This is a genomic window from Cohnella panacarvi Gsoil 349, assembly GCF_000515335.1.
GTDB classification, from domain to species: Bacteria; Bacillota; Bacilli; order Paenibacillales; family Paenibacillaceae; genus Cohnella; species Cohnella panacarvi.
This window is the reverse complement of record NZ_KI911563.1, coordinates 1,208,580-1,222,474: the sequence shown is the minus strand read 5'-3', so window position 1 is coordinate 1,222,474 and position 13,895 is coordinate 1,208,580. Positions and strand designations below refer to the sequence as shown.

At 54.2% G+C, this 13,895-nt stretch carries 13 protein-coding genes; 8 read left to right on the top strand and 5 right to left on the bottom strand.

The genetic code is table 11. The features are described from left to right. Window positions 1-29: 29 nt before the first annotated feature. On the top strand, window positions 30-932 hold the full coding sequence (gene gltC / locus COHPA_RS0105825) for a glutamate biosynthesis transcriptional regulator GltC (RefSeq protein ID WP_027085261.1): 903 nt from the start codon (window positions 30-32) through the stop codon (window positions 930-932). Between the two features lie 48 nt (window positions 933-980). On the opposite strand, the gene COHPA_RS0105820 is transcribed toward gltC, so the two are convergent. After that, a complete protein-coding gene (locus COHPA_RS0105820) occupies window positions 981-1,664 on the bottom strand; it encodes a zinc metallopeptidase (RefSeq protein ID WP_027085260.1) in 684 nt (227 codons plus the stop codon). A gap of 57 nt (window positions 1,665-1,721) precedes the next feature. Next, window positions 1,722-2,177: a MerR family transcriptional regulator gene (locus tag COHPA_RS0105815; RefSeq protein ID WP_027085259.1), complete on the bottom strand. Its 456-nt coding sequence runs from the start codon at window positions 2,175-2,177 to the stop codon at window positions 1,722-1,724. Between the two features lie 401 nt (window positions 2,178-2,578). Here COHPA_RS0105815 and COHPA_RS0105810 point away from each other — a divergent pair, with 401 nt between their 5' ends. From COHPA_RS0105810 to COHPA_RS0105800, 3 genes are read left to right on the top strand one after another with little or no spacing between them, the layout of a single operon-like run. Then, window positions 2,579-3,940 (top strand): ammonium transporter, encoded by a 1,362-nt coding sequence (locus COHPA_RS0105810; protein WP_027085258.1) that lies wholly within the window; start codon window positions 2,579-2,581, stop codon window positions 3,938-3,940. 45 nt (window positions 3,941-3,985) lie between these two features. Next, complete coding sequence (locus COHPA_RS0105805; RefSeq protein WP_027085257.1) at window positions 3,986-5,065, top strand: DUF294 nucleotidyltransferase-like domain-containing protein; 1,080 nt, start codon at window positions 3,986-3,988, stop codon at window positions 5,063-5,065. A gap of 5 nt (window positions 5,066-5,070) precedes the next feature. After that, window positions 5,071-5,817, top strand: a complete 747-nt coding sequence (locus COHPA_RS0105800; RefSeq protein ID WP_027085256.1) for an exonuclease domain-containing protein — start codon at window positions 5,071-5,073, stop codon at window positions 5,815-5,817. On the opposite strand, the gene COHPA_RS24220 is transcribed toward COHPA_RS0105800, so the two are convergent. Both COHPA_RS24220 and COHPA_RS0105790 read right to left on the bottom strand, forming a co-directional pair. Next, window positions 5,803-6,225, bottom strand: coding sequence for a M67 family metallopeptidase (locus tag COHPA_RS24220; protein ID WP_027085255.1), 423 nt, complete (start codon window positions 6,223-6,225; stop codon window positions 5,803-5,805). The two genes, COHPA_RS0105800 and COHPA_RS24220, sit on opposite strands and share 15 nt — an antisense overlap. A 65-nt stretch (window positions 6,226-6,290) precedes the next feature. Then, entirely contained in the window at window positions 6,291-7,592 is a 1,302-nt protein-coding gene (locus tag COHPA_RS0105790) for an MFS transporter (protein WP_027085254.1), read from the bottom strand. Window positions 7,593-7,786: 194 nt separating this feature from the next. Here COHPA_RS0105790 and COHPA_RS0105785 point away from each other — a divergent pair, with 194 nt between their 5' ends. Then, window positions 7,787-8,359, top strand: coding sequence for a TlpA family protein disulfide reductase (locus COHPA_RS0105785; protein WP_027085253.1), 573 nt, complete (start codon window positions 7,787-7,789; stop codon window positions 8,357-8,359). Window positions 8,360-8,442: 83 nt separating this feature from the next. Here the strand turns inward: COHPA_RS0105785 and cimA are convergent, their stop codons facing one another. After that, complete coding sequence (gene cimA, locus COHPA_RS0105780; protein WP_027085252.1) at window positions 8,443-10,056, bottom strand: citramalate synthase; 1,614 nt, start codon at window positions 10,054-10,056, stop codon at window positions 8,443-8,445. A 156-nt stretch (window positions 10,057-10,212) separates the two neighbouring features. On the opposite strand from cimA, the gene COHPA_RS0105775 reads away from it, so the two are divergent. From COHPA_RS0105775 to COHPA_RS0105765, 3 genes are all read left to right on the top strand, one after another. Then, window positions 10,213-11,496, top strand: a complete 1,284-nt coding sequence (locus COHPA_RS0105775; RefSeq protein ID WP_027085251.1) for a DNA polymerase IV — start codon at window positions 10,213-10,215, stop codon at window positions 11,494-11,496. Window positions 11,497-11,615: 119 nt separating this feature from the next. Beyond that, a complete protein-coding gene (locus COHPA_RS0105770) occupies window positions 11,616-11,852 on the top strand; it encodes a ferredoxin (RefSeq protein WP_027085250.1) in 237 nt (78 codons plus the stop codon). A gap of 195 nt (window positions 11,853-12,047) precedes the next feature. Then, window positions 12,048-13,886: a CHASE2 domain-containing protein gene (locus tag COHPA_RS0105765; RefSeq protein ID WP_027085249.1), complete on the top strand. Its 1,839-nt coding sequence runs from the start codon at window positions 12,048-12,050 to the stop codon at window positions 13,884-13,886. Window positions 13,887-13,895 lie beyond the last annotated feature (9 nt).

Below are 13,895 nucleotides of genomic sequence, written 5' to 3'. Positions count from 1 at the left end.
TTTTGCTTCGTGTAGGGGGGCACTTTGTCGTGGAACTTAGGCAGCTGCAATATTTCGTACATGTCGCTAGAATGCAGCATGTGACCAAAGCGGCGGAGGAGCTTCATGTCGCTCAATCGGCGGTCAGCCGTCAAATTCATCGGCTGGAGGAAGAGTTGGGCGTCCACTTGTTCATGCAGCGCGGGCGCAACGTGCAACTGACGCCTGTGGGCCAATTGTTCCTCAAGAGAGCCGAAGGCTTGCTTGCGGACTTGGAACGCGCCGTGACGGAAATTCATGAGTTTCTCGACCCGGAGGTCGGGGAAATTCGTCTGGGATTTCCGCATAGCTTAGGCATTCAGCTTATTCCGCAGGTCGTTGCCGCATTCCGAAAGCTCCATCCGAACGTGAAGTTCAAATTCAGGCAAGGGATGTATCCATCCTTGATCCGGGACGTTATCGAAGCGGAAGTCGATCTCGCCTTCATCTCTCCTTACCCGGAGAAGAACGAACATGTGACGGGGGAAGTCGTCTTGACCGAAGAGTTGTTCGCCATCTTGCCGGCGAACCATCGTCTAGCCATGGAAGACTCCATCAATCTTGGCGAGTTGAAGGATGACAATTTCGTCCTGTTCAGTCCGGGATACTCATTAAGGCCGATCGTGCAGGAAGCATGCCGCGAAGCCGGGTTTACGCCGAAGATCGCGTTCGAAGGAGAGGAGACGGACACGATACGGGGATTAGTCGCCGCGGGGATGGGGGTTAGCCTGCTGCCCGAGCTCGCGATGTATAAGACAAGCTCGATGATGCCGGCTGTCGTGAAAATCAGCGAGCCGCAAGTGAACCGTTCGATCGCGCTCATTCGCCGTTCAAGCGAGAAAATGCCGCTCGTCGTCCAGATGTTCCATTCGTTCCTGCTCGAATACTTCGATCAATATAGAGCCCATTCATAAGAAAGGCGTTCCCGCCTCAGTCGCGGGAACGCCTTTGTGCGATATTCATTATTCTTCGCGGTTCTGCGTAAAGATCATGATGTACTTGATGAGCTCCAGCAAAGAGATGAGCGCGGCTGCGACGTAGGTTAGCGCTGCGGCGTTGAGCACCTTCGCGACGCCTCGTTCTTCGTCTTGAGCAATAAAGCCCTCCGAGATCATGATGTCGCGGGCGCGGGAGCTGGCGTTGAACTCGACAGGCAACGTAACCAGTTGGAAGGCTACCGCGGCAGAGAAGAAAATGATCCCGATGCCGACCAGGTTCATGGCTTGGAACAGGAAGCCTGCGATAAGCAAGAACGGGGCGATGCCGGATGCGAATCGTACCATCGGGAACATTCGGTGACGAAGCGTCAGCATCGGATAGCTTTGCGCGTGCTGGATCGCATGTCCGACTTCGTGGCAAGCGACCGCGACGGCCGAGATCGAGTTCTCGTAGTAGACCGGTTCGGATAGGCGTACGACGCGATGGATCGGGTCGTAATGGTCGGTCAGTCTGCCTTGGACCGGCTCGATCGGCACATCGTGAAGCCCATTGCGGTCAAGCATGCGACGGGCGGCTTCGTATCCGGTCAGTCCGTTTCTCGTCTGAACTCCCGCCCAGCTGTTGAACGTTCCCTTTACCCGGAATTGTGCCCATAGCGACAACAAGAATGCGATAATAATCAGAAAATCCATCGGGTGAAAAAACATCGGTGAGAATCCCTCCATCAATCTGGATGTTGCTTTATGGGTGCTTAGGCAGGCGCGTTACATGAAATTGTTCTTGCCAAGCAGGAGGAGAAGCGCTTCTACGCAAGCCGCCGTCTGCGGAGTAATCGCGCGGAAGAGGCGTTTGGCTTGCTGCGGCTTCAGCTGGTCGAGCACCGGTTCCAGTTCTTTGACCTCTCGTTCCAACTGAGTGAGGTGCGTCTGCAGCTCCGTAAGCTTACGGTTCACTTCTTCGTCATGCGTTACTCGGTCGAGCGAAGCGAATTGCTCCTTAATTTCCTCTAAAGTAAACTTCTGCGCCTTCAAATGTTCAATACGGCGGATGCGCGATAAAGTTTCATCATCGTATAACCGATAATTGCCTGCCGAACGTTTGCTAGGCGAGAGCAAGCCCAGCCCCGTATAATAGTCGATCGTTCTTGCGCTAATACCGGCCAAGACGGATAGTTCGCCGATCCGGTACAGGCGCGGAGTGTTCATCGTTCCGTTGCGCATGGCGTTCACCATTCTTTCCTGATATTCGGCTTCGATCCTATCCCTATCATACTCAAACGCGAACCATACAGTCAAACGTAATGCTTAGGAGTGAAAAGCGGAATCATAGTCATTTTCTACCACTGTGACATATAAACTAACACTAATGGCCGTCAAGCTGAAACCTAACATCAAATTAAGGGGTGATATCGTCATCGCAAAAGGAGAATGGCGAGCATCTAGGCGTTTATGCAGCCCAAATCCTAACATTAAGGCCGCATTCCCGATATAATGTTAGATTTTTGGCATAATCCATTAAAGAAATCGCAAAAAGTGTATTGTCAAATGGTGAAGTTCAACCTATAATGACAATAAGTCTTTCTTATTATGTAATGTAACATAACATTCGGGGAGTGGTTGTCGTGGTCAAAAAAAGTTTGCTTGCAATCGGAGCACTGCTAGTCCTATTTCCAACGTTAGCGTTCGCGGATGATCCGTCCGTAGCTCAACTGGATATGGGGCTGAATGCGATCTGGATCATGGTCGCAGGCGTGCTCGTACTGCTCATGCAAGGCGGATTTATCTTGCTGGAAGCCGGCTCTACTCGGATGAAGAACGCCGGCCACGTAGCGGGCAAGACGATTTTCACGTTAGGTCTTTGCTCTCTGATCTACTGGGCAGTCGGCTATGGATTCGCCTTCGGAACGGAAGCAAGCGAATCGCTGAACAAGTTTATCGGCATCGGCAACTTCATGTTCGAGCCTAGCTTAGCCGCAGGGGAAGGAGAAGGTTATCCGACATCGATCTTCTTCGTATTCCAGCTGGCGTTCGCGGCCGTATCACTCTCGATTGCATGGGGCGGTTTCGCTGAACGCGCGAAATTGTCCGCATACTTGATCTTCACGGTGATTTTCACGGCAGTGATCTATCCGATCATCGCGCACTGGATCTGGGGCGGCGGTTGGCTGGCTACGGACGGCGCGCAAGACTATGCCGGATCCACGGTCGTTCACTTGACCGGCGCTATGGCTGCGTTCGCGGCAACGATCCTGTTGAAACCCCGGATCGGCAAATTCAACAAAGACGGCTCCGCTAATGAAATTCTCGGCCACAACCAAGTATTCACGGCCCTTGCCGTATTGCTGCTGTGGGTCGGTTGGTTCGGTTTTAACGCGGGCAGCGCGCTCGCGGTCGGCGACGGATTCTTCGGCTACGTCGCATTCAACACGCAGCTTGGCGCCGCAGGCGGTGCGGTTGCGGCGCTTCTGATCTCTTGGCTCGTGAAAGGCAAAGCCGACATTACGGCGATGCTGAACGGCGCTCTCGCAGGCCTCGTCGCCATTACCGCGTCTTGTGCTTACGTTGAACCGTGGGCGGCGGTCGTTATCGGTCTAGTAGCGGGAATTCTCGTGTTCTTCAGCTCGATGTTCTTCGAGAAAATCAAAGTCGACGATCCGATCTTCGCCTTGTCCGTGCATGGCGCGGCAGGAGTTTGGGGCACGTTGTCGAATGGTCTATTCGCTACCGAAGAATTGGTTGCCAGAGGCGTAGGTAAACCGGGCTTGTTCTACGGCGGCGGCGGAGAGCAATTGTGGGTTCAATTCGAGTCCGTAGTCGTATGCGGCGCGTTCGCGTTCGCGGCTTCCTTCATCGTCCTGTGGATCGTGAAGAAAGCGATCGGTTTCCGCGTTACGGAAGAGCAAGAGATCATTGGTCTCGACCTCAGCGAACACGGCAACTACGGTTATCCGGAGCAAATGAAAAAAGCTGGCACGTCGGTCTGATCGCATAATCTTTAACCGGCGACCTTACAGGAGGGTATATGCCGCATGTCTAATCCCCAGCGGGAGAAGCGGTTGCGCAAGATCGCCGTAGCCGGCAGCCTTGAGAAGCTCGCGGCAATACGGGAGTCGGAGCAAAGCCGATTGTCGGCGGAGATCGTATCCTCTCCGATCCATACGGTAGTCGATTCTTTAAACGAGTTACACGACGAGTTGATCGCAAGAACGATTGAACTTGCGGAGATAGAGATGGCACGGTTGGGGCATGGCGCCCCTCCCGTGCCTTACGCGTATTTGTTGTTCGGCAGCGGAGGGCGCTCGGAGCAAACCCTTAACAGCGATCAAGACAGCGGCCTCGTCTACGCCGATCCGGCTGATGATGGGAAGGCGGAAGCTTATCGGGCTTATTTTGCGCAATTGGCCGCCATTATCGTTCGTTCCTTGATTACGATCGGATATCCCCCGTGCGAAGGTAACGTCATCTCGTCGAATGCCGATTGGTGCCTGTCCTTGTCGGAGTGGGAGGGCAAAATCGGCCGTTGGTTCGCCGAACCGAACTGGGAGAACGTCCGGTATTTGCTGATCGTGGCGGATGGCCGTCCGATCGCCGGCGACTTATCGTTCGGGGAGCGATTGAAGGATCGTTATTTCAACGACATGCTAGGCAATCCGGTCATCGCCCGAAGAATGCTTGATAATACGCTCCGGCACAAAGTATTGCTCGGCGTCTTCGGACAACTGCTCCGGGAGAGATACGGCGACGACGCGGGAAGCTTGGATATTAAGTATGGCGCATATATTCCAATGGTTAACGCGTTCCGTCTGCTGGCGCTGAGCTGCGGGATTCGCGAGACGAGCACGCTCCGGCGGATTTCCGCCTTGCAGCATGCGGGCGTGCTGACGATCGGAGAGGCGGAGAACGCCTCCCAAGCTTTCTCCTTCTTCCTGAGACTGAGGTTGCTCGCCACGGTCGCCAGCGAAGACGGACATAGGGTCAACACCGGCAAAATTTCAAGAGCGCGGCTTACGAAAGAGCTTGTAGGTCCGCTTAAGAAGGCGCTCAAGACGGGCAAATATTATCAACGAAAGGTTGAACGAGAGATGAATGGCCGCTTCGGCGGGAGGTGAAAGGGATGAAGGAACCACCCAAAAGCGCGAATACGATGGGGAGAATGTGGAATCTCTATAAAATGGGTGGATTGACGCCGGCGATCGCGTCGATGCTGGGCATGTCCAATGCGCAGCAAATGGCGTTCATTCGTTCGATGTCGCGCGATCAGCGCAAGGAAAGCTCGATGGAGCTTCAACTTTCGGAAATGGGAGCAGTCGTGTTCGATTTGGAGACGACGGGATTCAATCCGTATAACGGTGACGAGATTATCTCGATCGGAGGCGTCATCATCCGGGGAGATCAGTTCGAAGACGCGGAGCCGTTCTATCAACTCGTCAATCCGAGACGGAGAATCCCTAAACATATAACCGAATTAACGGGCATAACGAACGAGATGGCCGAGAAGGCCCCCGATCTGATGCAAAGCTTGCACGATTTCATGGACTTTGTAGGCAAGAGGGTCATGATCTGCCACGGCAGCGGCCACGATAAGCAATTTCTGAATTCCGCCTTGTGGCGGACGTCCAAAGTGAATCTGACGCACCGCGTCCTCGACACGATGATGATCGCCAAGTGGCTGGAACCGAAGCAAATCCATTACGGCTTGGACGATTTGCTAGAGCGGTTTGGCATCGAGGTGACGACGAGGCATCATGCGTTGCACGATTCGATTATGACGGCGAAGCTTTACTTCCAATTTCTTAAGATGATCCGTAATCGCCAAGTGCCGACCTTAGGGGAGTTATACGCTTATTTAAGCCGGCACTAGCGGCAGCGAAACCCAGCCTTGTTCGGTATGCCGGTAAACGGCGATGTCGCCGTCGGAGCCGGCGAAACCGATAATCCAATACGAATCCCACGGAACGAGCGACTGCTCGTCCCGTTTGCTGGGCGCGTTAGCGCCGATCGGATGGGAATGAAACACGCCAACGATAAGTCGTTGGTTTTTTTGCGCTTCGTAGCAAGCCGCGATCCACTCGCCGGGATCGAATGCGAAGGCTTCTTCGGCATTCGGAGCAACGTTACGGATCCATGCGAATCCGTCGGGGATCAGCTCGTCCGCGGTCCGATAACCGTAAACGACGCCGCAAGCTTCATTCGGCAGCCGGCGGCGGCAAGTCTCGACGAGTTCTTCCCTCAAACGGTTCCCTAGCTTGACTATAATTTCGCAGGACATATGTCTGTATCCCCCCTACACGTTAGTATGCGCGAATCGGGGAGGATGGGCAACATTCGAGCGGTTTATTGGACTTGTTTGCCCGGCTTCACGAGGAAGAAGACGAGACCGAGCGCAATCAGCGACAGGATCGACACGGTCATGAACACGGTACGGTGCGAAATGTTCATGAGCCAGCCGAACAAAGGCGGACCGAACGCCACGCCGAAAAATCGCAGGCTGCTGTACAAAGATGTGATCATGCCGCGCTCGGACTTCTCCACTGCCCCGGTAATCATCGTATTCAGGCAGGGCAAGAGCAAGCCGGTTCCGATGCTGCTAACCGTAAGCAATCCGATGAATACGTAAATGCTCTTGTTAAACCAAATCGCTAGCGCCAGGGAGACGACCATCAGCACGAGGCCGATGTTCATGAGCAGGCGGATCAGTACGCCGTTCTTGCTGATAACCGTGCCGGTAATGTAGGCTGTCGTAACCATGCCGAATAGAGGAATCGCTAATACGAAGCCTTTGCGAACGCCGTTAATGGAATACGGGGCGTCCTCTAGGATATTCGACAAGAAGAAAAGTACCCCGAACAAGATGAACAACGCCATCGCCCCGCTGAAAAAGGAAGAAATCATCCAACGGCCGTGCTTGGCGAATACCTTCTTAACGGACTGAATGTATTGACGGATCGGCTTCGGTTCTTGTTGTCGCTTCGGTTCCTTGATCAGAAAAAGAATGGCCAAGAGCGACAGCGCGCAAAACGCGGGAAAAGCGAAAAAGGCGGCGTACCAGACGATGATCGCAAGTAAAGAGCCGAGAATCGGACTGACGACTTTACCAGCCCCGTTGGACGCTTCGATCAACCCGAGCGCTTGGCTCTCTTGACCGTCTTTGTACATATCGCCGACGAGCGCCATCGCGATCGGGGCCGTGCCGGCGGCGCCGATCCCTTGCAGCGCCCGGGCGCCGATCAACACGCCGTAAGAATCCCAGATTGCGCCGAATCCGGCTAATATTCCGGCGCCGCCGTATATAATCAACGAGGGAATGATGACCGCCTTGCGGCTGAATCGGTCGGACAAGTAGCCGGCGAATGGAATGACGATCGCGGCGCATATGGAGAACAAGCTGATGACCAAACTGCTTTGGAATTGGGAAATGCCCAGTTCTCTTTGCAAAGTCGGCAAAACCGGGACAAGCATCGAGTTGCCGAGCACCAGAACGAGCGGAACGGTCGCCAGCGCGACGTACTCCCACACTTTGCTTTTGCGGCCGCCTTGCGCTTGGCCTCCGCCTTTGGATTTTGCCGGTGCATCGGAAGGGACGATGTCGCTAGTGAACGTGACGGTGAGCCTGGATCTCGATTTAGTTGCGGACATGGCGCGATCCGTTCCTCCTAACGAAATGATCGGTATCGGATGTAGAACATAGCTAATTTGCCCTTGCGAATGGACGGCTATGCAGTTGTCAGGGAGGAGGGAAGTCGTTACAGTTCGGTGACAACGGTTGGAACAATGGCCGCGAATGGGGTAGAATAAGGGCAATCAGGATGACGAGAAACGGGGATGTACCATTGAAGAGGAATATCGTAATACTGGCGCTCTTGTTGGCGGCTGTTGTCGGCGTAGTCGTGATGAACCTCGATAAAGATAAGAACGCGGCGGATGCCCGCGATCCGTCGGACATTCAAGATGCCGTGTCGCAGTTGGCGGAGGCGCCGAAGAAAGGCGCTAGGGCGCCTTCGTTCAGCCTTGCGTCGCTTGACGGGACGAAGACCTACGACGTCGGGGGGCCAAGCGACAAGGTAACGATCGTGAACTTCTGGGCAGCTTGGTGCGGACCGTGCGAAGCGGAAGCGCCCGACCTTGTCGGACTTTACGCGAAGTACAAAGGCGATATCGAGCTGTACGCGGTCAACGCGACGAATTACGACAAGCTCAGGGAAGCCAAAGTATTCGTGAAGGAGCAAGGGTTCACGATGCCCGTGCTCACCGACGAGAAGGGCACGGCAGGGGATTTGTACAAAGTGTTTTCTTACCCGACGAGCTTCATCGTGGACCGGGACGGCGTCGTTCTGGAGCGAATCGAAGGGGTTATCGAGAGGAAGCAGTGGGAACAATACTTGGATAAAGCGATTCGATCGTAACAATAAAGGCTGTGCCTCGGCCATCGACCTCAATCGATGTTCGGCGGCACAGCCTTATTCATTGTCGGTACGACGAGGGTAGCTTAGTGGTTGATAAGCCCTAGTGTTTCGCGCGGGACGGCGGTCATGGATGCATCCTTGGCCATGCCGAGCAACGCATAACGGATACTGTCGACGAGGGCTTCCCAGCTTGCTTCGATGACGTTGGAGGACACGCCGACGGTGCTCCATGTGTCCTTGAAGTTAGTCGACTCGATCAGCACGCGGACTTTCGCCGCGGTCGCGTCCTTCTCGTCCAGCACGCGTACTTTGTAATCCGTAAGATGAATATCGCGGATGCCGGGATAGAATTGCATGAGGGCCTTGCGGAGGGCGTTATCCAGCGCGTTGACCGGTCCGTTGCCTTCGGCCACCGTATACACTTGTTCTCCGCCAACCGTAAGCTTTACGATCGCTTCGGTATTCAGCGTCTTATTCGAGTTTTCGACGATGATTTTCATGTTGTCGATCGTGAACATCGGCTCGGCGACGCCTGCCGCGTCCCTGAGCAGCAGTTCCAGCGAAGCGTCCGCGCCTTCGAATTGATAGCCTTGGTGCTCCAGTTCTTTGATTCGGTCGATGACCTGGCGGGACTTGAGGCCGTCGGATTGAATGTCGAGGCCCATCTCCTGCGCTTTGGACAAAATATTGCTCTGTCCCGCAAGCTCCGATACTAGCACGCGCTGCTTGTTGCCGACCAGATCGGGCGAGATATGCTCGTACGTCTTCGAATCCTTCAGGATCGCAGATACGTGAATGCCGCCTTTATGCGCGAATGCCGCGGTGCCGACGTAAGGCTGGTTGACCGGCAGGTGAACGTTGGAGATTTCGCTAACGTACCTGGCGACGTTCGTCAGCATTTTCAATTGGTCGCCGCTAACGCAGGAATAGCCCATCTTAAGTTGCAAAGTCGGTAGAATCGAGCACAGATTCGCGTTGCCGCAACGTTCACCGTAACCGTTGATCGTGCCTTGGATTTGGCGCGCTCCGGCTGTGACGGCCGCGAGGGAGTTGGCAACGGCCAGCTCGCTATCGTTGTGCGTGTGAATGCCGATCGGAGCGTCGATGACCGATGTAACGCGGGAGACGATCTCGGCGATTTCGTTCGGGAGCGTGCCGCCGTTCGTATCGCACAGGACGATCCATGCCGCTCCGGCTTCCTTCGCCTTCTGGAGTGCGGCAAGCGCGTATTCGGGATTCGCTTTGTACCCGTCGAAGAAGTGCTCCGCGTCGAACAGAGCCTCCATTCCGCCGCGGTTAAGGAAAGCCAGCGATTCGTAGATCATCGCGAGATTTTCCTCCAGCGTCGTCTGGAGCGCCGTATGTACGTGGAAATCCCATGTTTTGCCGACCAAACTCGCCGCTTGCGCTCCGGATTCGATCAGATGCTTCAGATTAACGTCCTGATCGCACGAGATGTTCTTGCGGCGCGTACTGCCGAATGCCGTCAGCTTCGATTGAAGCTTCAACTCGCGGACGCGCTTGAAAAATTCGATGTCTTTGCTGTTGCTGCCCGGGTTGCCGCCTTCGATATAGTGGACGCCCAATGCGTCAAGCTTGAGCGCGATCTTCACTTTGTCTTCCGCAGTCAGGCTGATGCCTTCTCCTTGCGTGCCGTCGCGCAGGGTCGTATCGAAAATGCATAAGGGTGTAGACATGCGTAAACGTAAAGCCTCCTTGTTAAAAAACAGTTAAACTATTATACCATGGCTTGAACCAAATGTAGAGGGCGATAGCCTATATTTGCCGCAGGTTTCAATCCGTTTGTATAATAGCGGCATAGGAAAGAATTTCGCGGAACGGGGGCGATGGCGATGGGCGAAACGAAGCGAAGAATTATTCTGCATATCGATATGAACGCTTTCTATTGCTCCGTCCATTCAGCCGAGGAACCCGCTACGTACAAAGGCAAACCGACCGCCGTCGCCGGAAGCGTGGAACTGCGCAAGGGCATTCTCGTCACTAGCTCCTATGAAGCCCGGGAGCGGGGAGTAAGAACCGGCATGACCGTGCGGCAGGCGCTGGGTCTGTGTCCCGACTTGATTCTGATCGCCCCGGACTTCGACCTCTATCGCCGATATAGCAAAGGTTTCATGAGAATCGCGGGCAATTATACGCCGCTCGTGGAGCCGGTGTCGATCGACGAATGTTATCTCGACATTACGGGCAGCTCGCAATTCGGCACGCCGCTCGAAATCGCCGAGACGATCCGCCGCCGGGTGAAGGAAGAGCTCTCTCTGCCGTGTTCGATCGGAATCGCGCCGAACAAGCTGCTGGCCAAGATGGCCTCGGACATGCGCAAGCCTGACGCGGTCACCGTACTGCGCAAACGCGATGTGCCGGCGCTGCTCTGGGATAAACCTTGCCAGACGCTGTACGGGATCGGCGGCAAAACCGCGGAGAAGCTGAAGAGGCTTAACATTAACACGATCGGGCAGCTTGCGGCGGCGGACGAACGAATGCTCGAAGAACGGTTCGGTGTCTACGGAGCTTGGATGAAGCGCGCGGCCTACGGGATAGACGAATCGCCGGTCGAACCGATTTCGGAAGCGCCCAAATCGGTCGGGCACACGACTACGCTTCCGGCGAATATATTGGAGAGAGAACAATTCCATCGCGTATTGCTCAATCTTGCGGACCAGACGACGAGAAGATTGCGCCATCAGGGCATGATATGCAAGGCCGTGCAAATTACGATCCGCGACCCGGACATGAGAACGATCACGAGGGCGACGACAATGGCCGAGGCGACGGACGATGCTCAGGTCGTCTATCAGACGGCGTGCCGATTGATGGACGACCATTGGGGCCCCGGCAATCCCGTGCGGCTGCTCGGGGTGACGCTGCAATCGTTATCGGCCAAGGACGCAACGCCGGTTCAGCTCGATCTGTTCTCGTTCGAACGTCAACCGAAGCAAGATAAATTGACTGTCGCGATGGATAAACTAAGGAACAAATACGGGGAGAACGCCGTGCTGACGGCGGGCATGCTGGGGGATGACCCGTCGTCTTTGATCCGCAACAAACAGCGCAGAGGAACGTCGCTTCAGAAAGATTTTTTACGCGGCGATCATTCTCGCGATGAGAATGATTATTAAGAACGGAAAGCGATGGAACCGTTCTGTAATTTTGTTTGATCTCGCCATCGTTTTGTATTATATTGGACTGTAGATGGACTACTTATGGCAAGAGTCGTTTGATAATAGGAGGTTATTCCATGGCCAAATTTACTTATGTAGATAAAGACACCTGTATTGCTTGCGGCGCTTGCGGCGCAACGGCACCCGACATCTACGACTACGATGATGAAGGTCTTGCAGAAGTGATCTATGCCGGCGATGGAAATCACGGCAATTCGGAAATTCCCGAGAACCTGTACGACGATCTTCAAGACGCTGCGGACGGCTGCCCTACCGATTCCATCAAGGTAGCGGATTCTCCGTTTAATATGTAAGATCAACATCGCTGACGCGTTAAGCGAAGCTCTTTCTTAGGCGGTAAGTCCTAGGAAAGAGCTTTTTTTGTTTTTCATTTTCATGACGCTCGTCATGTTAGTCATTTTTTGGACATTAATCAACAAAAATCTTCCTACCTAAGCTATAATAAAAAGGATACTGGAACGATTTTCATAGATCGGGCGGGATTACTTGTGAAGGAAAAGATTAAACGCATTGCCATCGTACTTAACGTGATTCTGTTGATCGCGGTTTACTTCGTATATCACTCGCACACGTTGCTCAAGATCGATAATTTGCTCGGGGATTTCAACATGGAGCGGGCGAAAACCGGCGTGCCCGACTCGCGGATCGTCGTCGTGACGATCGACGAATCTTCGATCGCGGCGCTTGGCCAGTTCCCATGGGATCGCGCCGTATACGCGCAACTGCTGGCCAACATGAATCAGGAAGGCAACCTTCCGAAAGCGATTGCGTTCGATGTGATTTTCAGCGAGCCGAGCATCAATCCGGACAGCGACATGGCGTTCGCCGAAGCGTTGGCCGCTTATCCGAACGTTATTATGCCGGTAGTAGGCAATATGACGAACAATGACGTATTAAGCAACTCGTCCATCGCCAAACGCGACGAGCTGATTCAAGCGGGGTCCGTGCTCAAGCCTTACGAGCTGTTCGCCGAACTCGTGCAGCAGGCGCACATCAACCGCGTCGTCAGCCCGGACAACGTCATACGCCAGACGTGGTTGAAAATGCGCGGCCCGGACGGCGAGGTCATCCCGTCGCTTGCTTATAAAGCGGTCGAGATGGCCGGGGTCGATCTAAGCAAGTACGACGATATGACCGACCCGAAGAAGAGCGACGATCCCGTCGCGAAGAATACGATCACGATCGATTATCAGCTGGAGACGGACGACCTCATGTCGATCCCTTTCATCGATGTCATGGAAGGCGCGATACCTCCGGACATGTTCAAGGATTCGATCGTGTTCATCGGGTTTACGGCGGTCGGTCTATCGAGCGACGGCGGACAGGATACCGGGGCTACGCCGATCGAGAAGAACATTAAACTCGTCTATACGCATGCCAATATCGCTAACCAGTTGTTGAACGGCACGAACGTGTCGTACGCGCCGGACTGGGCCGAGCTGTTGCTCGCGCTGATCTTGTTCGCATTGTTCATCTGGTTGCCGTGGAAGCTGAAGAACGTGTACTCGTTCCTCATCTTTATCGTCGTGGCGTTGGGCGTCCTCTATGGTCAATATGCCGTCTATGACGCGTCTAAGCTTCACTTTAATATCGTGAACGCCATGTTGGCGATGATCTTGGCTTACTTGGCGAACGTATCTCTGAAATCCTATCTGGATAGCGTGCAGAAAAGTTTCGTCACGCGCCAATTCGGACGGTATATCTCTCCGGATCTCGTTAAGCAGATCGTAGATAAAGACATCGATATCGAGCTCGGCGGCGACTTGAAGCATATTACGATTTTATTCCTCGATATCCGCGGCTTTACGCCGTTGTCGGAGAAGCTGACTCCGCCGGAGCTCGTAGATACGCTCAATACGATGTTCAACATGATCACGGAGACGACGCTTAGGAACGAAGGCACGATCGACAAATTTATCGGCGACGCCGCGATGATCTTGTTCAACGCCCCGCTGAACGTCGCGGAGCATGAGCGGATGGCCGTCAAGACGGCTTACGAGATTCAGCAGGGCATGAAGAAAATCCGCGACGAGATTATGGAGAGATACGGCTGCGAAGTTAACGTCGGAATCGGAATCCATACCGGTAACGTCGTTGTCGGCAACATCGGTTCATACCTGCGGGTGGATTATACGGCGATCGGCGACAACGTCAACATCGCGGCGCGGATCGAATCGCAGACGAAGAAGGGACAAGTCCACGTCTCGGAGCAAGTGTACGAGAAGACCAAGGCGCACTTCCTCTTCGACGAGGGCGAGGACCGCATGTTCAAAGGCAAATCCCATCCGATCAAAGTATACGAAGTTCTTGGCATTATCGAAAAATGAGAGGAGACT

Excerpts from the sequence above, each read along its gene's own strand:
- COHPA_RS0105820 (WP_027085260.1), bottom strand. The coding sequence starts at position 1,664 with ATGTTTTTTCACCCGATGGATTTTCTGATTATTATCGCATTCTTGTTG.
- COHPA_RS0105815 (WP_027085259.1), bottom strand. The coding sequence starts at position 2,177 with ATGCGCAACGGAACGATGAACACTCCGCGCCTGTACCGGATCGGCGAA.
- COHPA_RS0105805 (WP_027085257.1), top strand. The coding sequence starts at position 3,986 with ATGTCTAATCCCCAGCGGGAGAAGCGGTTGCGCAAGATCGCCGTAGCC.
- COHPA_RS0105800 (WP_027085256.1), top strand. The coding sequence starts at position 5,071 with ATGAAGGAACCACCCAAAAGCGCGAATACGATGGGGAGAATGTGGAAT.
- COHPA_RS24220 (WP_027085255.1), bottom strand. The coding sequence starts at position 6,225 with ATGTCCTGCGAAATTATAGTCAAGCTAGGGAACCGTTTGAGGGAAGAA.
- COHPA_RS0105790 (WP_027085254.1), bottom strand. The coding sequence starts at position 7,592 with ATGTCCGCAACTAAATCGAGATCCAGGCTCACCGTCACGTTCACTAGC.
- cimA (WP_027085252.1), bottom strand. The coding sequence starts at position 10,056 with ATGTCTACACCCTTATGCATTTTCGATACGACCCTGCGCGACGGCACG.
- COHPA_RS0105775 (WP_027085251.1), top strand. The coding sequence starts at position 10,213 with ATGGGCGAAACGAAGCGAAGAATTATTCTGCATATCGATATGAACGCT.
- COHPA_RS0105770 (WP_027085250.1), top strand. The coding sequence starts at position 11,616 with ATGGCCAAATTTACTTATGTAGATAAAGACACCTGTATTGCTTGCGGC.